Below are 24291 nucleotides of genomic sequence, written 5' to 3'. Positions count from 1 at the left end.
ATGAAAATTTTAAAGGAATTCAAGCAGTTCATTAACCGTGGAAACATCGTTGATATGGCCATTGGTGTTATTATTGGTGGTGCTTTCACAACCTTGGTAAAATCCTTGACTAATAACCTCATCAACCCTCTTCTCGGGTTCTTTACAGGTTCTGGCCATTCGCTAACCGAATTGAAGCTACGCGTGACATCAAACCTCGTCTTCACCTATGGTTCATTCCTTAATGACACCATCACCTTTTTGATTACCGCCTTCGTTGTCTTCCTAATCGTTAAGTTCTTAAACAAGACGGTCCTAAAGCCAAAGGAAAAGGAAGCCGCCAAGCCATCTGACGAATTGGTTACCCTTCGTGAAATCAAGGAACTCTTGGCAAAGCAAGCCGAATCAAAGTAAGCAGCAACACACAAAAAAGCCATCCATTCGGATGGCTTTTTTATTATGGATATTATTAACGAATCTTCTTCAATTCATCTTCAATCTGCTTCAAGACGATTTCTTGATTCTTAGGATCTTCCAAATCGTACTTTTGCAAATCAACACGCATCTTTGGTGACTTGTCGTATGATTCATACCAGCCCTGATAAGCTTCCCACATCTTGTGATAGTAGTTATATAGCTCATCATTGTCTTCGAACTGCTCGTAATCACGGCCACGCTTCTTAATCCGGTGCAAGATGGTATCAAAGTCGGCATCCGCATAAACCATGAGGTCTGGCGCCTTCTTAGGTAGTTCGTCTAATTCGGACATCATACGTGTAATCAAATCATGGTAGACATCCATTTCCATATCAGAAATGTTCCCGTCCTTATGGTTTTCTTCCGTAAAGAGTTCGTCTTCATAAATTGAACGGTCCAAGACGTTGTTGTTATCTGCTAAGGCCTTCTTAATCATTGAAAAACGACGGTTCAAGAAGAAAATTTGGAGCAAGAACCCGTACTGCTTAGGATCCTTATAATAAAGTGGCAAAACAGGGTTATCCCCTACCGGTTCAAAGAAAGCCTGTGTGCCGAAGTGCTTTGCAACTAATTCTGTTAAGGTTGTCTTTCCGACACCAATCATCCCCGCTGTAATTATCACCATATTTACTCCATTTTCTTTTTCATTTCGTTCTTACAAACGATTTGCCAATTAGCCCTGAACCAAAAGTGTCAGACCCTTTGAAATCAAATCGGAAGTGCTGCCAGTCTCACTAACTAAGGCCTTCTTAACCTTGGTCAAATCGCGACTAGCATATCCCAAGGCTTCAAGGGCAGCCAAGGCATCCTCAAGGTTGGACCGTGAAGGTACCGAATCGGTGCTTTCCGCATCTGCAAAAGTCGTACTAGTTTGGTCAACCAAACTTGAGAAGTCATCCATTTTACCGGATAGGTCCAAAACAATTTGCTGAGCGGTTTTCTTACCGACACCAGGGAACTGAGTCAGATAGTCAACCTGGCTGTTTTCAATGGCAGCAACCAAATCGGCGGGCTTGGCCCCGGCCAGAATGGCCAAGGCCGACTTTGGCCCAATACCAGAAACGTTCAACAGCTTGTTAAAGAGCTGCTTTTCAGTTAGAGTCGCAAAGCCATAGAGTGACAATTCCGTTTCACGAACGATTTGTTCGACAAAAACCTGGGCCTCTTGGTTCACTTCAAAATGATAGGGATTGGCAGGATAAATTTTATAACCAATGCCATCCTTCGTTTCAAGCACGATTGCTCCGGGCGTAATCTGAGTAATTCGACCCTTAAAATATTCGTACATCACTGTGCTCCCTTAGGGTAAGATATTTGTCTTTTGCTTCGATAGGTCAAAGTAACCGAGTTCATCACTCTTAGCCTGGGTCCAGCTGTGGTAGCCAACATACTTCGCATTGGTAATAATACGTTTTGTTGTATCTGGGAAGAGACAGGTGATAATCGTTATTTTGGCCTTTTTATCAATGCGATCATCAGGATTCAAAACGGATGAATCATTTTGGTCAACGGTTGTTTGGCCTGTAATCTGATAGCGGTAAATACCATTGCTATTGGCCATGTAAATCATCGTTCCGTTCAGCCAATCAGAGTTACCAAGTGTCCCATCCGCATTCTCATAGGGTGCGTTTTGGTTCAACTTTTGCTGAAGGGCAGAAAATCCGGTGTAGTCGTTGTTCCAATTATGAGCGGCAAGGGTGTAATTTCCCTGCCCCATCACTGGAACCGCCGTATCTTTTTGGGCAGTGTTGGCACCCTTATCTAAGGCAACCTTTGAGTAGGCATTGTCATAGATTGGTAACAAAATACTGAGGTTAGGAATGGCCACATAGCCCTGCTTCGTTAAGCCGAGACTCTGCTGGTCTTGTGTACCAACCCCATCCTTTAAGGACTGCCGCTGATTTTTAGAATACTTTCCCTGCTTTTGTGTCAGTACCTTTTTAGTGGTTTTCTTAACCGGGCTAGTTGCAGGCTGACTTTGAACCCACTGCCAGGCTAATAAACACGCTAAGACGATGGTTAACAAACCAAAGAAGCGGTGCAAGTACTTCCGAATTTTCTCCTTCATGACTCTCTCCCTCTGTCGATACTCCCAGTTTACTAAAACAACATGTCAACCAGAAGTCCTCTAGAATAATTTTTGTAAGATTGTCTTTAACACGCCATCATGGTTGTTGTCAGCAACCGCTGTTTCAAATCCACGTCCGCGTAAAAGCGGATCGGCGTTTGGCATAATGAAGGGATGCCCAACATAGTTCAGCATCTCTAGGTCATTCAGGCCATCCCCAAAGGCGGCCATGTTTTCAGCCTTAATGCCTAAACGCTTGCTTAGGTCAGCTAAGGCAACCCCCTTATTGACGTTAGGTGCCACCAAATCAATGGCCCCATATCCAGATGTTGTGATGTGAACCGGTAGGTTCATCGACTGAATTTGTTCAATAAATGGTAACTCGTAGTCGGGCAAATTGACCGTCATCTTTAAGATTGGCTCATCAATTTCGGATAAGTCATCAATAAAAGTCAAGGACTTAAAGTACGATGCCGCTTTGTCGCGTCCCAAACCGTAATCGGCCTGGGATTTCAACATGAAGGCCTTATCGGTACCCGTAAAAACAAGGCCCATTTCAGCACGGTCTTGTTCAGCTGTCACTTCGTCAACGACGGGTGCAAAGGCTGAAGGTTCGATGGCATAGGTTGCTAACACATTGCCCTTGGCGTCCACCACCTCGGCACCATTATTGGCAATCAAGGTGTAAGACTGATCAACCCCTTCAAAAAAGTGGGCGACTTTAGCTGGGTGGTTCCCCGTTGCCACAACGAAGACAGCACCAGCAGCCTTTACCTTCTCAACCATTTCAGCGTACAAGGCGTGGTCAAAGCCCTTTTCATCATTTAAAAAAGTCGCATCTAAATCCGTTGCAATTAATTGAACAGTCATGAACCCTTCTCCTAGAGTACTAGTTATAAGACAAACTCTTAAATTCTTACTTCTTTCCGCGCTTCTTCTTCATCTTTTTCATCTTACGAGCAGCCTGCTTCATAGCGAAGTTTTGAACCTTTTGTCCAAAGTTTCCACCAGGTATACCAGCGCCACCCATCATGGATGACATGTCCATACCGGCACCACCCATCATCTGTTCCATGCCTGAGAAGTTTCCCTTCGTGGCCTGGTTCATCATCTTCTTCATCTGGTCGAACTGCTTTAGCATCTTGTTCACTTCGACAATTGGACGACCAGCACCGGCAGCCAAACGGCGACGGCGGGATGGGTTCAACAAATCTGGATTTTCACGTTCCTGCTTGGTCATTGATGACACGATGGCTTCCATGTGTGTGAAAGTCTTTGGGTCAATGCTCAAGTTCTTCAAAGCAGGGTTACCGGCCATACCAGGAATCATCTTAATCAAATCTTCCATTGGCCCCATGTTTTGGACCTGACGCAATTGGTCAACGAAGTCGTTGAAATCGAAGGTGTTTTGACGCATCTTCTCCAACTGCTCGGCCTGCTTCTTTTCATCGACTTCGCGCTGGGCTTTTTCGATGAAAGTCAGCATGTCCCCCATACCAAGGATACGGGAAGCCATACGGTCTGGGTAGAAGACATCCAAGTCAGTTGGCTTTTCACCTTGTCCAACAAACTTGATTGGCTTACCCGTCACGTCACGAATTGAAAGGGCAGCACCACCACGGGTGTCACCATCCAACTTTGTCAAAACAACACCGGTCAAATCAAGGGCGTTGGCAAAGCCTTCCGCCGTTTCCGTTGCGTTCTGACCAGTCATCGCATCAACCGTCAGCAAGATTTCATCTGGCTCAGCAATCTTAGCGATGTCCTTCAATTCGTTCATCAAGGCTTCGTCGATTTGCAAGCGACCGGCCGTATCAATGAAGACGTAATCGTTCTTATTGGCCTTAGCTTCTGCCAAACCATCTTCAACGATTTTACGTGGATCAACATCCGTTCCCTCAGAGAAAACTGGAATATCCAAATCCTTACCAAGAACTTCCAACTGGTCAATGGCAGCTGGACGGTAAACATCGGCTGCAATCAAGAGTGGACGGGCGTTTTCTTCACGCTTGAGCTTATAAGCAAGCTTAGCAACCGTTGTCGTCTTACCAGCACCCTGAAGTCCGGCCATCATGATGATGGTTGGAATCTTCTCAGACTTGTTAAGCGGAACGGCCTCTTCACCCATCAAGGCTGTCAATTCATCGTTCACAATCTTGACAACTTGTTGTGGTGCGTTCAAGCCATCAAGAATTTCGGCCCCCTTGGCCTTTTCCTTGATTGCTGCAATAAACTTCTTAACCGTTGGATAAGAAACATCGGCCTCCAACAAGGCCAAACGAATTTCCTTCAAAGATGCTTGAAGGTCTTCTTCATGAATCTTTCCTTTTCCGGTTAGGTTTTTGAGCGCCTTCGATAGACGATCTGTTAAGTTTTCAAAAGCCATAATCTGCTGACTGGGCCTAGACCCAGCTGCCCCCTTCTTTAATTGATTTCTTGATTAACCATTTGGCTAATTAATTCTTTTAATTTTTCATCCTGCCCATAGTGCTCACCAACGTAGGCCAAAAGGTTTTCTTCTAATTGCTGACGCTGTAGTGAGTCATGGTAAAGTGCCAAGACCTCTTCGTAGTGGTCCAAGGCCTCGCAACCCTTTTTCAGGTTATCCGAAACTGCCTGACGAGAGACCTGCTCTTCTTCTGCAATTTCAATAATGGAAAAGTCATCCTCGCAGTAATACTGCAAGTAGGCCCGCTGCTTTTTAGCAAGCAAGTCACCGTAAAAGGCAAGCAAGCCGTTGACTTTGTTCTTCTGCTCAATATCCATTAGCCTTGTACCAAATCTTTAAAGAGCCCGTAGACAAAGTCTTCGGCGGAAAAGACCCGTAAATCAGATGCCTTTTCCCCAAAGCCAATCCACTTCACTGGAAGATGAAGCTGGTCACGAATGGCGAAGACGATACCACCCTTGGCCGTTCCATCCATCTTGGTCAACACAAGACCGGTAACTTCAGAAGAATCCTTGAATAACTTAGCCTGCTGCAAGGCGTTTTGTCCAGTCGTGGCATCCAGTACTAAGAGTACTTCTTGCGGTGCGTCTGGCAGAACCTTTTTAATGACACGGTTCATCTTCGCCAATTCTTGCATCAAGTTGACATTGTTTTGCAAACGGCCGGCTGTATCGACAAAGAGCACGTCGACCTGTTCTTCCTTAGCGCGTTCAACGGCTTGGTAAACAACAGAAGATGGGTCGGCCTTTTCAGGTCCTGAAACAACTGGCACATCGGCCCGGTTTCCCCACTCCTGCAACTGCTTCACCGCTCCAGCACGGAAGGTATCAGCGGCCGCCAACATAATTGACTTACCCTCATCCTTATAACGCTGAGCCATCTTACCAACGGTTGTCGTTTTACCAACGCCGTTCACACCGACAAAGAGAATCACAGTTGGTTGACCAGCTGGTGCAAAGTGCATAGCCTGTTCTTCGTCCTTGCCCTGCTCTTCGTAAGATTCCACCATCAAACGGATAATCAAATCACGAATGGCCCCCTTGTCCTTGATGTTCTCAAGCTTGACCTCTTCGCGCACCTTGTTTGAAATGCTAATGGCCAAATCAAAGCCTAAATCAGCACCAATCAAGGTATCTTCCAAGTCTTCAAAGAAGTCTTCATCAACCGAACGGAAGTTGGCTAAGAAACGGTTAAAACGGTCGGCAAAGCCCTTACGAGACTGAGTGAGTCCCTTTTCATAAACAGCCTGTTCGTTTTCTTCTTCGAGGCTTTCTTCCTCTTCTTGAACAGCATCGTCCGCTTCTTCCGCATCTGAATCGTCGTTAGATTCAGCTAAATCCGCAACGGATAGTTCAGCAGCCCGGTCCTCTTCGGCCTCTGCTACTGATTCAAGTCCTTCTTCAGCGACTTTATCAGTTTCAGCATCCGAAGGTTCTTTTAAATCAACTGTTTCTACTGGTTCATCAGCAGACTCTTCAGTTTCTTCAGAGTCCTTTTCTTCTTCGACCTGCTCGTCTGATTGAACCGGTGCAGAACCGTCATTGGTCTGTTCTTCAGCTTCTTCAACGGCTTCTACTTGATCAGCCTGTTGGCTTTCATCGTTTTGAGCGGGTTCGTGTGATTGAACCTCATCCGGTTGAACAACCGGTTCTTCCTGCTTCTTCTTTTTAAAGATATCAAAAAGTCCCATGTGTTCCCTCCTTTAAGCGAGTTTTTCTTCCGCTTGTTCCAAGTTAACGGCGACCATCTTCGATACACCGGCTTCTTGCATGGTCACACCATACAAAACAGTTGCAGCCACCATCGTTCCCTTACGGTGCGTAATGGTAATGAACTGTGTGCTACCACCAAAGTTCTTTAGGTAAGCGGCAAAACGGTCAACGTTTGCCTCATCCAGGGCTGCTTCCGCTTCATCCAAAACAGCAAAGGGCACTGGGCGAACCTGCAAAATGGCAAAGAGTAATGAAATGGCAGTCAAAGCCTTTTCACCACCTGATAACAGGGACATCTGCTGGAACTTCTTGCCAGGTGGCTGAGCCTTAATGTCGATTCCAGTGGTGAGCAAGTGCTCGGGATCTGTCAACTCAATTTGAGCCTGACCCCCGGCAAACATCTTCGTAAAGACGTCCTTAAAGTGCTCGGCCACCTGATCAAAGGTTTCCTTAAAGCGCACCTTCACCTCTTGGTCCATCTCGTCAATGGTTGCCTGTAGCGTTGCCTTGGCCTGCTCCAAATCGCTGGCCTGTTGAGTCAAGAAGGTATGACGTTCCTTGATTTCTTCATACTCCTGAATGGCCGCGATATTAACGGGACCAATGGCATCCAAGGCCCGTTTAATTGCGGTCAAGGTTTTATCAATCTCGCTGTCATCCAGCTCAGACTCTTTCACATCAGCCTGACTTTGAACAGTCAAACCATAGGTCTGCTGTAAGGTTGAAACCTGCTTACCCAACTTTTCCTGCGTCGTCTGCAAGGTATAGGCAGCGTTGGATTCTTCCATCAGGAGTTGGTTAACCGTCTCTTGTTGAACGGATAGTTCTTCTTCCAATTCACTGACTTTTTGCGTCAAAGTCTGGAAACGTGTCGCCAAATCCTTTGATTGACCATCGGCTTTTTGAAGTGCTTCTTCTAGACCTGCCAATTGTTCGGCCAAAGCTGGACCATTAGCGGCCTGCTCCAAGCGTTCCTTAATCTCAGTTTGACGAGTCGTTAGCTCGTTTCGTTGACTCTGAAGTTCAGCCAGCAGGGCCTGCAAACGTTCCTTATCAGCATTCGCCGCTTCCCGCTTGGCAGAAATTTTTGCCATTTCGGCCTGAAAGGCTGCTTTTTCTTCCTGATAGCCGGCCTGCTCTTCTTCGACCTGGCTCAACTTCTCAGTCAAATCGGCAGTTGTTGCTTCGGCCTGCTTTTGCGCACGTTCTTTTTCAAGCAGTGCCTGCTTTGATTCATCTAGTTCGGTTTGACTATCTTCTTCATCGGCCTTCAAATCGGCCAAATCAAGGGTCAAGGTCTGAACCTTGGTTTCTTCTTTTGCAACTGCATCCTTCAAGGCAGTCAACTGGTAATCAACCTGCTGGCCCTGGTTTTCAAAGTCGTAGAAGGAAGCTGTCAGTTCCTGCACCTTATCGGACAGTTGGTTCACGCGGGCCTGCTCTTGGTTCCGTAATCCAACCAAGGCTTCAACCTGCGCCTTTTGTTCGGCTAAAGCATCGGCCTTTGCCTTTAATTCTGCCTGTCGTGACAAAACCGATGGTCCCTGACGGTGGTTAGCACCACCAGTAATTGATCCACCGGCGTTGACCAATTGGCCATCCAAGGAAACCACCCGCAAACGGTTTTGAACCGCACGGGCAACCCGGGTTGCCGCGTCCAAGTCTTCCACAACCAAAGTCGTTCCCAGCAAATTGGTCAGGATGTTCTCCATCCCCTGAGGCATCGAAACCAAATCTGAAGCAATCCCAATGAAACCCCGTTCCTGTTCGGCACGGTAGACATCACGGGCAGTTCGGGATCGAATACTATCTTCAGGAAGGAGCGTGACACGCCCCTTCCGGTTCTTCGTCAAGTACTGGACAATCGCCTTGGCCGTCTTCGTTGAGTCAACGACAACGTTTTGCAAGGCACCGCCTAGGACCGTTTCAATCGCCTTAGTATACCGCTTTGGTACGTCCACCAATTCAGCAACAACTCCTCGAATACCGGGGAAATTACGCTTAACGGCAGGGGCCATCAAATTCTTAACACCCTGATAAAAGCCAGCGTATTCATCCAAGGATGACTCAGCCTGATAAACCGACTGGGCCTTGTCCAAAGCATAGGCAGCACTCTGCCAGTTTTGCTGAGCAGCTTGGTAATCCTGCTTAGCCTGATTCAACTGTTGTTTAGCTTCATCCAGCTGTGCCAAGTAGGGATTTTCCCCTGTCTCTTGGTCAGGATGGTCTTTTTTATAATCTGCCAAGTTCTTTTGGGCAATAGCCAAAGCCTCTTCGGCAGCTTTCAGTAGTTCCTGCTTACGAGCTTTTTGCTCCTGGTTTTGCAAGAGCGCCTTCTCTTCAAAGGTGACCTTGTTATGGTAGGTCGCCAAGTCCTGCATAATGGCAACGTAGGCCTGACGATTACTCTCCAATTCAGTCTTAATCCGGTCAACCTGCTGCTGACCATGATTGGCTTCAATCTGTTGAATTGTTTTCTTTAATTCGGTTTCCTTAGTTGATAGCAGTCCTTCCTGCTCATCAACTTCAGCCAACTGATTAGCGGCCTGTTCACCCTGTGTTGTGAGAGTCGCTTGCTGCTTCACCAGCGTTTCCGATTCACGCTGCAAGGAATCCGCTTCCTGGGAAGCCAATTTCTGGTTTCCAATCATCTGCTCACGCTGCTGCGTCTTAGTCAGAATGTCCTCTGACAGCTGATCCTTTGCTTCTTGAACAGAAGTCAACTCAGCACGGGTGCTAGCAAGCAACTCTTTCTGGGCTGCTAAAGCGGACTGCTTTTTGGAAACATCCGCTTTCTTTTCACCCAAAGTCTTGCCTTGGGCAACGACTTTTCCTTGTAAGGATAGAATCGAACGGGTTAAGCGAACCTGGTCCAACTGCTCGTAGCGTTCCCGCTTTTCAAGGTATTCTTTAGCACTTTCGGCCTGCTTCTCAAGTGGCGTCAACCGGCCTTCCACTTCGTGGACGATGTCAGCAACACGGGCCAGATTGTCATCAGTGACGGTCAGGTCCTTTTCGGCCTGCGTTTTATTCTGCTTGTACTTGTAGACACCGGCAACTTCTTCGATGATTCCCCGTCGCTCTTCGGGTTTAGCAGAGAAAATCTTTTCAACCTGCCCCTGGGAGATGATGGAAAAACCATCTTTACCCAATCCCGTATCCATAAAGATTTCATGAATATCCTTCAAACGGCAATCTGCCCCATTCAACTGGTAGGAAGATTCACCGGAACGGTAGAGTCGACGGGTAATCCGCAATTCAGAGAAATCGGATTGAACATAGTGGTCTGAGTTATCAAAAGTAATCGAAACTTCCGCACGGTTTAAGGCTTTACGGTCCTTTGTTCCAGCAAAAATAACGTCCGCCATTTTGTTACCGCGCAAGTCCTTTGCAGACTGCTCGCCCATCACCCAGCGGATCGCTTCAATAATATTTGATTTACCAGAACCATTCGGTCCGACAATCCCCGTCATCCCCTTCTGAAAGTCAATGACGGTCTTATTGGCAAAAGATTTAAAGCCAATAATCTCCAACGTTTTTAGTTTCATACTTCTCTACTCAGTTTATTCAGATAAATCAACCAATGCCTGTTGTGCGGCTGCTTTTTCAGCATCCTTAATTGATGAGCCAAAACCATAGGCTAAGATACGGCCGTCCAAGGCAACCGACACCTTAAAGACCTGGCTATTATCTTCATTACGTTCTTCGTCTTCGATATTGTAGGTAATATCAACCGTTCCCTTGGCCTGCAGCTGTTCTTGTAAACGGGACTTGAAGTCGATGAATTGGTCAAAAAAGTTCTCATCAATGGCTGCAAAGACCGTTTGATTCAAAAGTTTCACAACGGCTTGCTGTCCCTGGTCAAGGAACAAGGCACCGATAAAGGCTTCCCAAATATCTTCTAGTAGTGAAGGACGGTGACGAGCACCGTTCATTTCCTCACCCTTACCCAAACGAATGGCTTCGTTCAAATGGATAACTTGAGAAAAGTGTGCGAAGGACTTGGTCTGAACCATGGTAATTCGCATTTCAGTTAACTGGCCTTCGTCCCAATCAGGGTACCGCTTAAAGAGATACTCTGTAACGGAAGCTTGCATAATGGCATCCCCCAAGAATTCTAGGCGCTGGTAGTCCCGGCCTTTTTCCTTTGGATGCTCGTTTAGATAATTTCGCTGTGTCAACGCCTCTTTTAAAAGGTCCACGTTGTCAAAGTTTACATGGTAATTCTTACTTAAATAGTTTATGAATTCTTCTGGTGACACTTTGTTTTCCCCTCATGTTTCAATTAGTTTCTATTATACCAGATTTACCGGTATTTTCTTGGTCAGACTGACACGAAAAAACCAAGAAAACGTGGACCGTTTTCTTGGTTTAAATGTGTTATTCAGCTGTAATTTCTTTTACAGTTTCAACTAGTTGGGCGACATAACCGTCCACTAATTCAGGTGTCTTCGCTTCCGCCATGACACGAATCAAAGCTTCCGTTCCTGAAGGGCGGACGAGGACACGACCGTCCCCTGCCATTTGCTTTTCAACAGCGGCAATCTTTTCCTTCAATACAGGGTTGTCCATCACAGCCTTCTTATTGGCAACCTTCACGTTCACCAACTTTTGTGGGTAAATCGTCACGGGGTCTGCCAACTCTTGCAAAGTCTGACCAGAATCCTTCATGACCTGCAAAAGTTGTAGGGCAGTCAAGAGACCATCACCTGTCTTGGCCCAGTCACGGAAGATGATGTGTCCGGACTGTTCCCCACCCAAGTTGTCATCGTCTTCGACCATCTTTTCCATGACGTAGCGATCCCCAACTTGTGTTTTAACAGATGAGATACCAGCTGCTTCCAAAGCCTTATAGAAGCCGATGTTTGACATCACCGTTGACACAACGGTCTGGTGCTTCAAACGGCCTTGATCGTTCAATGCCTTAGCGGTAATGTACATAATCTTATCACCGTCAACGATGTTTCCTTCGGCATCAACGGCAATCAAACGGTCACCGTCGCCATCAAAGGCCAATCCGGCGTCAAATTCGCCGTTTTGAACCATTTGGACAAGGGCTTCAGGGTGAGTTGAACCGACGTGGTCGTTGATGTTCAAGCCATCAGGTTCCGTTCCCATTGTTTCGAAGTCCAAGCCAAGGTCAGCAAACAAACGTGGTAGCAAATCAGACGTTGCACCATTGGCACCATCCAAGGCAATACGGAAGCCAGCCAAATCGGCAGGAACCGTCTTTTGCAAGAAGGCCAAGTACTTCTGAGCACCCTCTTGATAGTGAGAAACCACACCCAAACCTTCGGCTGAAGGACGTGGCAATTGATCACCATCTTCACCATCCAAGATAGCTTCAATTTCGCCCTCTAATTCATCAGAAAGCTTGAATCCATCTTGACCAAAGAACTTGATACCGTTGTCCTTGGCAGGGTTGTGTGAGGCTGTAATTTGGATACCGGCATCAGCTTCAAGGGCTTCAACTAGGTAGGCAACCGCTGGAGTTGTGATAACGCCCAGGTTCAAGACATCCACACCGACTGACAAAAGCCCTGAAATCAAGGCTTCTTGTAACATCTCAGATGAAATACGTGTATCTTGACCAACAACAACAACTGGCTTCTTATCGGGATTATCGTTGTGACGAGTAAGGATTGCTCCCCCTGCTCGACCAAGTGAGAGGGCCAATTCAGGCGTTAATTCCTGATTGGCCACCCCTCGGACCCCGTCAGTTCCAAAATATTTTAACTGTGGTTCTGTCATCGTTTTATCTCCAAATATGTTTGACTGTCATGTCATTAAAAAGTCTTAGTTACTGCTAGAGCTTGAGCTTGCGCTGCTTGAACTAGCACTAGAACTACTATTCGTTGACTTCGGTGTAATCGTTACCGAAACTTTTTGATCTGACAGCTGATCAACACCAGATGGTTTATCTAGCGTGATGCTTTTCGTCGTTTTACTTGTGATATTTGATAAATCTAAGTTCACAGGCAGTGTATCGATGCTATTAAGTGTATCACTTGAACCATAGATTGTCACTGTTGACGGATCGAAGGAGATGTCGTAAGCACTCAGTGAGCCAGAGCTAGCCTGCGCTGCTAACTGCACTTTTTTGCTTGATTGGGCTTTAGTTAAAGTCAACTTTACATTGGCCTTTGTCTGGGACAAAGTAACTTGAACAGCGTTACCATCTTTATCATAGGCCGTCAATTTTGCGGCTTCTGACACATTGGACTTGGTATTCTTATCCAGGTCAACATCCGCTCCAACGTATGAAACGGCATCAACATTTGTCTTTGGACCAGAAACCGTGACCGAGTTAACATCTGATGTCTCGTCCGTTACAGAGTAGCCAGTGGCAATCTTACTGTCATCGTATTGAACCTTGACGTTCTTCTTAGCAGAAGACTTCTCAGCCAACGTGACCGTCACCGTTTGAGGTGATGCATTTGCTGAAAGCGATGAGTTAACACCAGACAAGGCCACGTTAACCGTATGCTGTCCGGCACCCAATCCGCGCAAATCAGCAGAAGCTGCAATGTCATTATGGTTCTTCGCCGCCGTCACCAAGGCTGATGAACCTTGAACGTTCACTGAGACCGTTGAAGCAGCACCAACGATGACATAATCATCAGAGTTGTACTGGAAAGTCAAAGGAACCGTGATGGTCGCCTTCTTTTCGGGAATCAATGATGAGTAACTATTTGAATTCGTTGAATTTGAGTAATTCTTAATTGAAAGGACGTAGGCTGCTAATAGGATGGCCATCAACAGCGAGAAGATAATGTTAATGATTTTTGATGAACCTAATTTTTTCATGACTTCCTCCCTTTCGTTAAGAATTGGAGCCAAGCAAAGCGACGTGGCTTTTCAACTGGTTCAACCCACTGCTTTTCAAAGAAGTTCATGTATGACTTCTGATCCATGTTACGAAGCAGGTCACCACGTTGCGTAATGGAAATCTCCCCCGTTTCTTCGGAAACGACAACCGTCACGGCGTCCGTTGCTTCTGAAATACCAACGGCCGCACGGTGACGGGTTCCCAATTCCTTAGGAATACGAGTTGATTCAGACAGTGGCAAGTAAGCTGCTGCAACGGCAATCTTATCATCGTTAATAATCACGGCACCATCGTGCAATGGTGTGTTCGGAATAAAGATGTTAATCAAGAGCTGACCGGTTACCGTCGCGTTCAATGGAATCCCCGTTTTGATGTATTCTTCCAGGGTATCTTTTCCGTTAATGGTAATTAAAGCCCCGATACGACGCTTCGACATATACTGCAAAGCCATGTCCAACCCACGAATCAATTCGCGAGCCTGCTCGTTATCCAAGTGCTGCTTACGAACGGTAATTCGCCGGCCAAGACTTTCCAGTCCCCTGCGGATTTCCTGCTGGAAGATGACAACCAAGGCAATTGGCGCCCAGGTAATAATCTGATCCATTAACCATGAAAGTACCACCAGGCCAAGTGACCAAGCGATGACTTTTACCAAAACAATGGCACCAACTCCAAATAAAATCTGGAGGGCCCGCGTTCCTTCAACAAATGTAATGACCTTGTACAACAAGAACCAGATGATCAAAATATCTGCCACGTGGGCCAGGTTGCTTGAGGTCATGTACGCCCAAATTCCCATTTTTTACTCCTCGTTACGGCCGACCAAAGCTCGGGTCTCCGCATAGTTAATATACTGTCTTAAATTAATACTCGTCTGCCTAGTAATGCGCTTTTGGTCGTAGAGCTGTTGAACCATGTCACGCTCGGCCGACAGAGCCTTTAATTCTAATTCCAAGCGCTTACGGTCATCCTCTTCCTGTTGGTCGAAAGATGGTACGTGCTTGGTCATTTCAATCTGATAGCGGTAAATAACAATCAAGTTATAGGCCGTCTGTCGAATGATTCGATGGGTAACCGTATCACCCACCTGCCCGCTGACAAAGTCAGACAGGGCCTTGATGGCCGCCTTGGCCATCTCCCGTTTAGCAACTCCCGACTCCTCGTAAACGGTGTCAGACTCCTCGTCCGACCACCAGATACGAATGTCGGCTAGCAAGCGGCGGTAGAGCCACTTCAAACGCTTTGTCCAAACCAAATCACGGTCTGAACCAAGGTCGGCTTCAAACTGGTCCAAACGCTTGGCTTGAACCCCGTATGTCACGGGCGAAATCGTTTCTTCCACTAATAACTGTTGAAGACGGTCGCGCTGCGCCTGCAAGGCCAGTTCCTGCAATTCCAATTCTTTTTCAGCGGCAAAGTCCGACTGATCTTGATTGTCATGCAGGCTGTGTCGCAAGACACGGGCTGACTTTTGACGGCGTGAAATTAATTCATGAATAATCCGACGATTATTCTCCGTCTGCATATCACGTAGCTGCTGAATCCCAACACGGGTAATCCAAAGTCGCGCCCGCCGCTCCGACAAGTCCGCCTTCGGACGCTCATCGCTATCGTCAACGGATGTGGCGGATTCTGGCTGTGTGAAGTCGTGCTGGCTGGCTTCCTTCGTTACCAGAGGCAACATAATCGATGCCATCACTAAGGATAGCACAACCACGACCGCAGCGATAAAAATCACCAGGTCGCGTCCGACAAAGGCTGCGCCTGTCGCCGTGACGGCTGGCACCGTCAAAACAGCGGCCATCGTGACGGCCCCGCGGACACCGGTCAAGCCAGAAATGACGGCCGAACGGAAGGAAACGGCTGTCTGACGGTGATGCCAGTGCTGACCCAACTGAATGAAATAGGCCCAGAGCACTCGCAGTGCAAAGACGATGAACCAAACGGCAAAGCCGTACAAGAAGGCCTGCCAGTTGGCAATGGCCGTATTCTTCAAGATACTGTGCAGGGCGTTTGGTAAGGTAATCCCTAAGAGAACGAAAATCAAGCCGTTCAAAACGTAGACAATCACTTCCCAAGAATGCACCGAAACAATGGTCGCTTCGGCCGATAGTAAGTTAGCCTTACGGTCTGACAAAATCTTAGCAGTCACCCCACCAGTTACAACGGCAATTAAACCAGAGGCGTGTAACCCTTCGGCTGCCCAGAAAATCATGAATGGCATTAAAATCGTCAAAATTGTATAAAAGACGACATCGGCCAGACCAGCCTGAGACACCCAGTTACGGAATGTAATGATCCCAGCCCCAAGTACAATTCCAACGATGGTACCAACCACCGTCATCCAGGCGAAGTTTAACAAGGCATCCCCCAGCACAAAGGTGCCGGCCACCGTGGCCTTGACCGCTGTGTTAAAGGAAACCAAACCAGTCGCATCGTTTACCAGACTTTCACCGGTCACAACGTGCAAGAGGTTTTCTGGCAACTTCACTCGCTTAGCAATGGCCTGTACGGCCACCGGATCGGTTGGTGAAAGCACAGCAGCCAAAGCCAGGGCAACTGACAACGGCAGCTGTGGAATCAGCCAGTGAATGGCGTAACCACCCAGAATGGTCGTTACCAAGACCAACAGAATGGCGTTCAACAGAATCGGTGCGCGCAGTTCCCAGAGCTCTCGCTTAGGGAAGCGCCAGGAATCGTTAAACAGGATTGGTGCAACGAAGAGCATCATGAACCAGTGGGAATCAACTTCAACGTTGATATGGCCCATGGTTGCCAGCAAGACACCAATGGCAATTTGGAAAAGTGAAATGGGGATGGCCGGGACAAAGTGCGAGATGATGCTGGATAGCGCCACCCCGGTCACTAAGACAACCATTAATTCAATCAAGGTCATGTGTTAGCGGTCTCCTATAATACGAACTTCAGGTTCTAGTCGGACTTGGTAGTTCTTATAAACGCTTTGCTGGACAAGGTGAATTAAATCTTCGTAATCGTTTCCAGTTCCGTGGTCGACGTTGACCATGAAGCCGGCGTGCTTGGTGGATACCATCACACCGCCAACAGCAGTTCCCTGTAAACCAGAATCCATGATTAACTTACCAGCAAAGTACCCCTCTGGCCGCTTAAAGACAGAACCATTTGACGGCCAGGAGAGAGGCTGCTTCAATGCTCGGGCGTAATTATTTGCGTCCATTTTTTCTTGAATTTTCTCTCGGTTTCCTTTCTTTAATTTAAATGTCACTTGAACGATAATTCCACCGTTGTCTTGGAATACGGAATGACGGTAAGCAAAGGCTAATTCATCCCGTGTAAAAGTCTTCAAAGACAAATCCGGCATTAAGGCGGTGACTGATTCCGCCACCATGTCCGTCTGGCCACCGTAGGCACCAGCGTTCATAAAGATGGCACCACCGACAGATCCAGGAATTCCAGCCGCCCATTCAAGGCCGGCCAATCCCTTATCCTGCGCGATGGCAGACAACCAGATAATGTCACAACCGGCATCAGCGGTCAGTAACTCACCTTCTTGTTGGACCGCTTTCAATTCAGTCATAATAATGACCAAACCACGCAATCCACCAGAACGAACAACCAAGTTGGAAAGACGTCCAAAGACGTGGACGGGCAACTCACGGTCTTCCGCCCATGCTAGCAAATCTTTTAATTCATCCAAGGACTTTGGAATCGCTAAATAATCAGCCTTACCCCCGGCCTGTGTGTAGGCATAGGGTGCAATTACTGTATCTTTTAAAAGCTTTGGTTCAGTCTTTGACATCATGTTCTCCATTTGTGTTCTATCTCTTCTATCATAACAAATTTCACATTTATATATGAAAAAAGACGGCTAAAAATAGCCGTCAAAATCAATGAATTGTCATAACTGGTCGCTTAACCGCGGTACTTCTTACTCATGCCCGCCAGTAACTTACGAACGTAACGGTCCCCCGCTTCACGGTAGTTCCGGTGGTCTGGTCGACGCAGAATGGCTGAGAGTTCACCATTTGAAATGCTGTCCCCTGCTAACTTCATCAGCTCTTGAATGTCATCAGATGTATAGCCCATGGCAATCTTAATCTTCTTGATGGTTACGTTGTTAACCAACTTTGCGTTTTTGATATCAAAAGTTGGCGGTACAATCTTGCCATCCTTATCCTTACGGTGGCCACGCTTGTCGATGACCAAGCCGTTCAAAAAGGCTTCCAAGTCATGGTTTGAAAGCGTTGCATCGTGTTGGGCTTCCTTATCCTGGCGGGTTAGGATGCGGTCTAAATCACTGTCCGTAACTTTAACACCGCCAAGGTTAAAAATCGCTTCAATTTGCTTGTTGGTTAACGACAACGCATAACGCAATCGAATCACAACATCGTTGTTGTTCATCATTTGGCTCTTCTCCTTCTGCTCCAAATCTTCTTAGAATGGATGGGTATCGTAATTTTGCCAAGACTCGTGTGAATCCTGAATACGCTTAAACATTCGTTCCATTTCAGTCAACGTAAAGGCCGTTAACACCGGACGTCCGTGGGGACAGTTGTATGGGTTCTCGGCTTTCGCCAAGTCCTTTAACAACTGCCGGGCCTGTTCATCTGAAAGATGCCAGTTAGCCTTGATAGCACGCTTACATGACATCATAATGGCGGCCTTCTCACGGAAGGCAGCAACGGTCAGCTTTTCCCCAGACAACGTCCAATCAATCATTTCTTTCACCGTTTCGGCTAACTGGTCGGCCTTCATCCAGGTTGGGTGCTCGTAAAGCGCAACCGTATTTGGACCGAACTCTTCCACTGACAAACCGACCTGGGCCAACATTTCTTTGTGGTCCATAATCTTCAGCACATCGGCTGTTGAATAACTCAACGTCAGTGGTTGCAAGAGTACCTGCTGATTGTCCGATACTTCCCCAACCTGCTTACGATAGAACTCGTAATTCAACCGTTCCTGGGCAGCGTGTTGATCAATCAAGTAGAGCTTATCCTTGTCCTGTGCAAAAAGAAAAGTCCCGTGCATTTGGCCAATGTAGTCCAGGTTGGGAAAGCCCTGTGGATTGTCAGCCGCATCTTGTTCATCCACATCTAAATCAATGTTTTCGACTTTGACTTTTTTAGTAGGCGCGGGTGTTTCTGAAACTGACACTTCCTCATGCCCTGCCTGTGCAAATAAGTCAACGTTTTTTGTTTCGTAGCTTTTCGTTGGTTCAGCCACACGATTGGCGTATTCAAAGCTTTCTTCAGCCTCTTCACTCACAGCCAGACGCTTCTTAACCGGTGCCGCCCCAAATGGTTCGCAGTAACCTTCATCTTCATAACGCTTCGTAAAGGCCAACACCGCTTCATCATTCAAGAAGGCCTTGTCGGTCAACTGAATGACCCGTTGTTCATCCACTACGATGTCTGGCAAAGTCGCCAACTTGACCGAACGTTCAGCCGGATTCAAGAAAGTCGCAGCAGTCGATACGGCCGCCAGCTTCTCCACCTTTTTCTCAGGCGTCACCATCCCCGGATGCGCTAATTCCTCTGTTTCCTGCCCCAAGTTCTCCAGGGCGTCCGGAATCAAGTTTTCCTTAGCCAAGCGCTGAGCAATGACCCGGGTTAACAAATCCGTCAGTTCACCCTGTTCAGAAAGGCGAATCTCGGCCTTTTGGGGGTGCACGTTAACATCCACCAGCAATGGGTCCAACTCAATGGAAACCGCTCCAATTGGGAAACGGCCGACCATCAACTTGGAGCCATAGCCCTTAATAATGGCGTTTGATACCGAGAAATTCTTAACAAAACGGTGGTTAACCAAAACCGCTAAATAAGAACGGGAGGCACGGGTTTGCTCTGGTAGCGTCAAATAGCCCGATACCTTAAAGTGTTCAGACTGGCCTGAAAAATCAACCATCTTCTCGGCTGTCTTTCGATCGTAAATCGAAGCCAATACCTGACGCAAATCACCGTTTCCGGCCGTCTTCACCAGAGTCTTTCCGTTATGAGTCAGCGTTAACGCCTTCTCCGGATGAGCCAAAGCCAAGTGGTTGACCACGTCGACAATCAAGGATAATTCCGTCTGTGGCTTCTTTAAGTACTTTAAACGCGCTGGCGTATTGTAAAAAAGATTCCGGACGGTGACAATCGTCCCAAAGCGACCGGCAGCAGGGGTCTGCTGCACTACCTGTCCACCCTTTACCTGGTAGGTGAAGCCATCGCTAGCATCCTTCGTCCGGGTTTGCAGCGTCACATCGGCAACCGATGCAATTGAAGGTAGGGCTTCGCCTCGGAATCCCAGGGTCATGACTTTGAATAAATCATGACGATTTTCAATCTTAGAGGTAGCATGACGCACAAAGGCCAGTGGGACCTGGTCCGCTTCGATACCATCCCCATTATCAATGACCTTAATCATGTCCAGACCGGCGTTATCAACAACCACGTCGACCTGATTCGCCTTGGCATCAATGGCGTTTTCTACCAATTCCTTAACAACCGAAGCCGGCCGCTCAATAACCTCACCAGCCGCAATCTGATTGGCAATTAAATCCGAAAGTTCGTGAATCTTAGCCATCGTTCTCCCCCATCTCCTGCAATTGATAGAGCAGGTTCAAGGCGTCCAATGGCGTCAATTTGTTTAAATTTGTTTCTTGCAGGCGCTTCAAAACGGAGGCCTGTTCATCACTTAATGTTTTACCTTCTGGCTTAGCATCCGCAATTTCGAAAAGTGGCACTTCTTCTGCTAGACGGTTGTCTTGGGTAAAGTCGGACATTGAAGCCGAATTCGTAGACGTTTCTACAGCCACATTCTCTGTGCCTTCCGCCGCTTTCTTCACGGTTTCTTCCACTTCAACCTGACCAGCACCCTCGCGCTCTAAGGTTGCCAAAATGCTCTCGGCATTCTGCAAAAGTGAACCAGGCAGGCCAGCCAAAGCGGCTACCTGAATACCGTAAGAACGGTCCGCCGCACCCGGCTGAACCTGGTGTAAGAAGTGCAAGCGACCATCGTCGGTCAACTTGGCCCCCACGTGCACGTTTTCAATGGCTGGGTAAGCTTCTGACAAAGCCGTTAATTCGTGGTAGTGGGTCGCAAAGACCGTCGTAGCGTGCAGATGCTTGGCCAAGAATTCGATGATGGCCTGTGCTAGTGCCATTCCATCGTAGGTCGCCGTTCCACGTCCCAATTCATCAAAAAGAATCAAAGACTGAGCCGTCGCGTTTTGCAAAGCCAAGTTGGCTTCGGCCATCTCAACCATGAAGGTTGAACGACCAGCCACCAAATCATCGTTAGCCCCAATTCGGGTAAAAATTTGGTCAAATATTGGCAGTTCGGCAGCGTCAGCTGGCACGAAGGAACCCATCTGAGCCAAAATCACGATGATGGCAATCTGGCGCATGTAGGTCGACTTCCCGGCCATGTTCGGACCAGTCACCAATTGAATGAATTTATCCTGTGGGAAAGTCACGTCATTGGCCACGTATTCCCCAGCTGGTAGCAATGATTCCACCACCGGATGACGCCCCTGTGTAATGTTGACCGCACGAGAACCGTCTCCATGAAAAGTCGGACGGGTGAAATGCAAGTTTTCCGCCACGTCAGCCAAGGCAGTCAAAACATCAATGGTTGCTAAGTCGTGAGCCAAGTGCTGCAAGCGGTGCATCTCGGCTTTGACCTTGCGACGAATCTCCAAGAAGAGCTCATATTCCCGGTCGTACCGCTTGGTTTGTGCTGCAAAAATCAGGTCCTCGTGTTCCTTCAACTCAGCCGTGGTAAAACGTTCGGCATTGGTCAAAGTCTGCTTACGGGTATAGCGGCCCTCTTCCAACTTCGACAAGTTCGCCTTCGTTACTTCAATAAAGTAGCCAAAGTTCTTGTTGTACTTGACCTTCAAGGTCGGAATACCAGTCGCCTGGCGTTCCTCTTCCTGATAGTTAGCCAACCAGTCCTGGTTATCCGTCAACGCCTGCTTGTATGAATCAACAAGGTCGTCGTAGCCTTCCTTGATAAGTTCGCCATCACGAACGGATACGGGCGGATCTTCCACCAAGGCAGCTTCAATCAAATCCGCTAAATCGGAAACGGGGTCTAAATCATTCCCCAGCGTTTGTAGAATTGGGTCCGCTGATGTTCCCGTCAAAGCCCCCTGCAAAGCAGGAACGGCCTGCAAGGACTTTTTCAACTGCACCATGTCCTTAGCGTTCAAAGTCCCCAAGGCAGCTTTAGCAGCCAAACGTTCCAAATCATAGACGTACTTCAACTGATCCTGAACGGTCCCACGGGTGAAGAAGTCCTCCTTAAAGGCAGCCACAACGTCTTGTCGGGCCTTGATGTCCTTCAAATTCTTCAATGGCTTGATTAACCACTGCTTAAGCAAACGGCCACCCATGGCCGTCTTGGTTTCATCCAAGAGAGCAAAGAGCGAACCAGCCTTCTGCTTGGTCCGGGCATTCTGCACCAAATCCAAGTTCACACGACTCACCTGATTAAAGACCAAGTAAGCCTGTCGTTCATAGGCCTGAACCGGCATAATGTGGTCCAAAGAACGCTTCTGCGTATCAAAAAGGTACTGCAAGAGCAGTGCGGTTACGTCCTGTCCAAGGTGATCTTTCAAATCCTTGGTTAAATAAGTAATGGTCGATGAGGCCTCAGCTTCTCCCTGGAAGGAAACAACCAAGCCCTTTTCACCAACTAATTGGGCAACGTCACCGGCCTGTAGGTCGTCCTGCTTAGCCAAAACAACTTCTTTGACTTCTAAGGCACCCAATTCATCCATCACTTCATCAGCCGACTCTAAAAAAGTCGCCTTCAGCTCCCCAGTCGACAAATCGATGTAGGCTAAGGCATAGGGACGAGGAACCGCCCCCTTCTTCGCTGGATGAATCCCAGCGTTATCGTGAACAACGGCAGCCAAGAAGTTGTTGGTCTTGCCATCACCGTGTTGGCCAGCCAACTTCGTTCCAGGCGTAATCAACTGAACAACGTCACGCTTGACCATCCCCTTGGCTGTGGCGGGGTCTTCCATCTGCTCCACGATGGCGACTTTGTAACCCGCATCAACTAAAATGTCGATGTAGTTTGAGGCCGCGTGGTAAGGGATACCGGCCATTGGCACTGGATTTTCAGAATTCTTGTTACGGGCCGTCAGGGTCAGCTCAAGAATCTTCGCTCCCTTAATGGCGTCGTCTTCAAAGAGCTCGTAAAAGTCCCCCAGACGGTAGAACAAGAAAGCATCAGGATAGAGATCTTTAATCTTATGGTACTGCACCATCATTGGTGTGTCGGTTGCTTTGGCCATAGCGGTCCCTCCTTTTAATTAAGAAAAAATATGTACAAAAGTCCAAGGAATGCATTAAATTCCAAAGGCTTTTTTATTGAAAATATCGAATTTACTTCACCCGCACCAACTTCACGACCGCTTCTACGTGCATCGTTTGTGGGAACTGGTCAACGGGTTGTACACGGCCATCCACTTCATAACCCTGCTCCAACAAGTCCTTGACGTCACGGGCCAAAGTAGCTGGGTTACATGAAACGTAAACCAGACGGTCAGGCTTCATAACACCCACGGCTTCGATGAAGTCATGGGTAAGACCCTTACGAGGAGGATCAACGAAGACAACGTCCGCCGTTTTTCCTTCGCTAGCCCACTTGTGCATTTGTTCAGGGGCATCGGCCACCACGAAGTCCGCGTTCCAAATACCATTTAACTTGGCGTTTTTCTTAGCATCTTCAATGGCTGGTTCAACCACTTCAACACCCAAGACTTTTTTAACATGGTCAGCAACCGTTAAGGCAATCGTTCCGATACCACAGTAGGCATCAATCACCGTGTCCGTTGGCTTCAAATCCGCCATGTCCTTTGCTAATGAGTAGAGCTTAGCCGTTGTCACAGGGTTAACCTGGTAGAAAGAGTTAGGGCCAATCAAGTAGGCCTTACCAAGCAACTGGTCTTCTATTTCAGGATGGCCCCAAATCAAGTGGTTCTCCTGACCCATGATGACATTGGTCTTCGCCTTGTTCACGTTTTGAACGAGGGAAACCATCTTTGGCAAACGCTCACGCAAGGCAGTCATAACTGCCTCCTTTTGTGGGAAGCGTTCCTTGGCAGTAACGATGACCACCATCAGCTGACCAGTCGCCTTACCGTAACGGGCCATGATGTGACGAACAAGACCCTTACCGGTCTCTTCGTCATAAGCAGTCACACCAAGTTCCTGCAAAACATCGCGGGTGGCACGGATGGCTTCGTCCACGTTTTCATCTTGGATATAGAAAGAATTCGTTGGAATCAACTTGTGGGAACCACGACGGTAAAAACCAGTTTCAAGACGGCCATTAACCATTTGTGCTGGAATCTGCGCCTTGTTACGATAGTGGGTTGGGTCTTCCATTCCAATGGTTTGTGCCACTGAAACCTTTAACTGGGCCTTCTTGAAGAGCTCACGAACCTGACGCTGCTTCCAAGCTAATTGGGCTGGGTAAGAGAGGTTAGCCATTGGCGCGATCCCTGTCGTCAAAGCCAGCTTGTCCTTCAATTCGACACGGTCAGGTGAAGGCTTGACCATCTTTTGAATACGGGCGAAACCGTAGTTCTTCAAAACCTTTGTAACGGTCAAGACCGCTTCTTCGCCTGGTAGCGCGTTGGCAACAAACAGTGGAAAACCATCCACCTTGGCCACACCCATCCCCTGGTAGGTCAAATCAATGATGCTTGCTTCCACCTGGTCGTTTTTAGCAACCGGCGCCTTTTGTTTAATTACTCGATTGGCTTTAGCCATTTTAATCCCCTATAACTATTGCTTTAACG

General features: G+C 47.6%; 19 protein-coding genes. 1 reads left to right on the top strand and 18 read right to left on the bottom strand.

The genetic code is table 11. The annotated features are described in order from the left end of the window. Positions 1-6: 6 nt before the first annotated feature. On the top strand, positions 7-393 hold the full coding sequence (mscL, locus tag BMZ93_RS01115) for a large-conductance mechanosensitive channel protein MscL (RefSeq protein WP_091501916.1): 387 nt from the start codon (positions 7-9) through the stop codon (positions 391-393). Positions 394-448: 55 nt separating this feature from the next. Here mscL and BMZ93_RS01110 read toward each other — a convergent pair whose 3' ends face one another. The 18 genes from BMZ93_RS01110 to rlmD form a co-directional block, all read right to left on the bottom strand. After that, a complete protein-coding gene (locus tag BMZ93_RS01110; RefSeq protein WP_091501347.1) occupies positions 449-1081 on the bottom strand; it encodes a deoxynucleoside kinase in 633 nt (210 codons plus the stop codon). A gap of 48 nt (positions 1082-1129) precedes the next feature. Continuing rightward, complete coding sequence (ruvA, locus tag BMZ93_RS01105) at positions 1130-1744, bottom strand: Holliday junction branch migration protein RuvA (protein WP_091501345.1); 615 nt, start codon at positions 1742-1744, stop codon at positions 1130-1132. A 12-nt stretch (positions 1745-1756) separates the two neighbouring features. Then, positions 1757-2524 carry a class A sortase gene (locus BMZ93_RS01100; RefSeq protein ID WP_091501343.1) on the bottom strand — a complete coding sequence of 256 codons (768 nt, stop codon included), beginning with the start codon at positions 2522-2524 and terminating at the stop codon, positions 1757-1759. A 60-nt stretch (positions 2525-2584) separates the two neighbouring features. Beyond that, positions 2585-3394 (bottom strand): HAD-IIB family hydrolase, encoded by an 810-nt coding sequence (locus BMZ93_RS01095; protein ID WP_091501341.1) that lies wholly within the window; start codon positions 3392-3394, stop codon positions 2585-2587. Positions 3395-3440: 46 nt separating this feature from the next. After that, positions 3441-4910: a signal recognition particle protein gene (gene ffh, locus BMZ93_RS01090; RefSeq protein WP_091501340.1), complete on the bottom strand. Its 1470-nt coding sequence runs from the start codon at positions 4908-4910 to the stop codon at positions 3441-3443. A gap of 38 nt (positions 4911-4948) precedes the next feature. After that, positions 4949-5290: a YlxM family DNA-binding protein gene (ylxM, locus tag BMZ93_RS01085; protein ID WP_091501338.1), complete on the bottom strand. Its 342-nt coding sequence runs from the start codon at positions 5288-5290 to the stop codon at positions 4949-4951. After that, positions 5290-6663, bottom strand: a complete 1374-nt coding sequence (gene ftsY / locus BMZ93_RS01080; RefSeq protein ID WP_091501336.1) for a signal recognition particle-docking protein FtsY — start codon at positions 6661-6663, stop codon at positions 5290-5292. The genes ylxM and ftsY overlap by 1 nt, the downstream gene beginning before the upstream one ends. Positions 6664-6675: 12 nt before the next feature. Continuing rightward, complete coding sequence (gene smc, locus BMZ93_RS01075) at positions 6676-10233, bottom strand: chromosome segregation protein SMC (protein WP_091501335.1); 3558 nt, start codon at positions 10231-10233, stop codon at positions 6676-6678. A 15-nt stretch (positions 10234-10248) separates the two neighbouring features. After that, a complete protein-coding gene (gene rnc / locus BMZ93_RS01070; protein WP_091501333.1) occupies positions 10249-10947 on the bottom strand; it encodes a ribonuclease III in 699 nt (232 codons plus the stop codon). Between the two features lie 118 nt (positions 10948-11065). After that, positions 11066-12436, bottom strand: coding sequence for a phosphoglucosamine mutase (gene glmM, locus BMZ93_RS01065; RefSeq protein WP_091501331.1), 1371 nt, complete (start codon positions 12434-12436; stop codon positions 11066-11068). 45 nt (positions 12437-12481) lie between these two features. Next, on the bottom strand, positions 12482-13492 hold the full coding sequence (locus tag BMZ93_RS01060) for a CdaR family protein (protein ID WP_091501329.1): 1011 nt from the start codon (positions 13490-13492) through the stop codon (positions 12482-12484). Continuing rightward, positions 13489-14313: a diadenylate cyclase CdaA gene (gene cdaA, locus BMZ93_RS01055; RefSeq protein WP_091501327.1), complete on the bottom strand. Its 825-nt coding sequence runs from the start codon at positions 14311-14313 to the stop codon at positions 13489-13491. Before cdaA ends, BMZ93_RS01060 begins: the two co-directional genes overlap by 4 nt. Positions 14314-14316: 3 nt before the next feature. Then, a complete protein-coding gene (locus tag BMZ93_RS01050) occupies positions 14317-16410 on the bottom strand; it encodes a Na+/H+ antiporter (RefSeq protein ID WP_091501325.1) in 2094 nt (697 codons plus the stop codon). Positions 16411-16413: 3 nt separating this feature from the next. Then, positions 16414-17292 carry a UDP-N-acetylmuramate dehydrogenase gene (gene murB, locus BMZ93_RS01045; RefSeq protein WP_091501322.1) on the bottom strand — a complete coding sequence of 293 codons (879 nt, stop codon included), beginning with the start codon at positions 17290-17292 and terminating at the stop codon, positions 16414-16416. A gap of 113 nt (positions 17293-17405) precedes the next feature. After that, positions 17406-17894 carry a YehS family protein gene (locus BMZ93_RS01040; RefSeq protein WP_091501914.1) on the bottom strand — a complete coding sequence of 163 codons (489 nt, stop codon included), beginning with the start codon at positions 17892-17894 and terminating at the stop codon, positions 17406-17408. A 33-nt stretch (positions 17895-17927) separates the two neighbouring features. Next, complete coding sequence (mutL, locus tag BMZ93_RS01035) at positions 17928-20057, bottom strand: DNA mismatch repair endonuclease MutL (RefSeq protein ID WP_091501320.1); 2130 nt, start codon at positions 20055-20057, stop codon at positions 17928-17930. After that, complete coding sequence (mutS, locus tag BMZ93_RS01030; protein WP_091501318.1) at positions 20050-22779, bottom strand: DNA mismatch repair protein MutS; 2730 nt, start codon at positions 22777-22779, stop codon at positions 20050-20052. Before mutS ends, mutL begins: the two co-directional genes overlap by 8 nt. Positions 22780-22870: 91 nt before the next feature. After that, positions 22871-24262: a 23S rRNA (uracil(1939)-C(5))-methyltransferase RlmD gene (rlmD, locus tag BMZ93_RS01025; protein ID WP_091501316.1), complete on the bottom strand. Its 1392-nt coding sequence runs from the start codon at positions 24260-24262 to the stop codon at positions 22871-22873. Between the last annotated feature and the right edge of the window lie 29 nt (positions 24263-24291).

Origin of the sequence: Fructobacillus durionis, assembly GCF_900112405.1 — a bacterium.
GTDB classification, from domain to species: domain Bacteria; phylum Bacillota; class Bacilli; order Lactobacillales; family Lactobacillaceae; genus Fructobacillus; species Fructobacillus durionis.
This window is presented reverse-complemented; position numbering and strand designations above follow the sequence as displayed.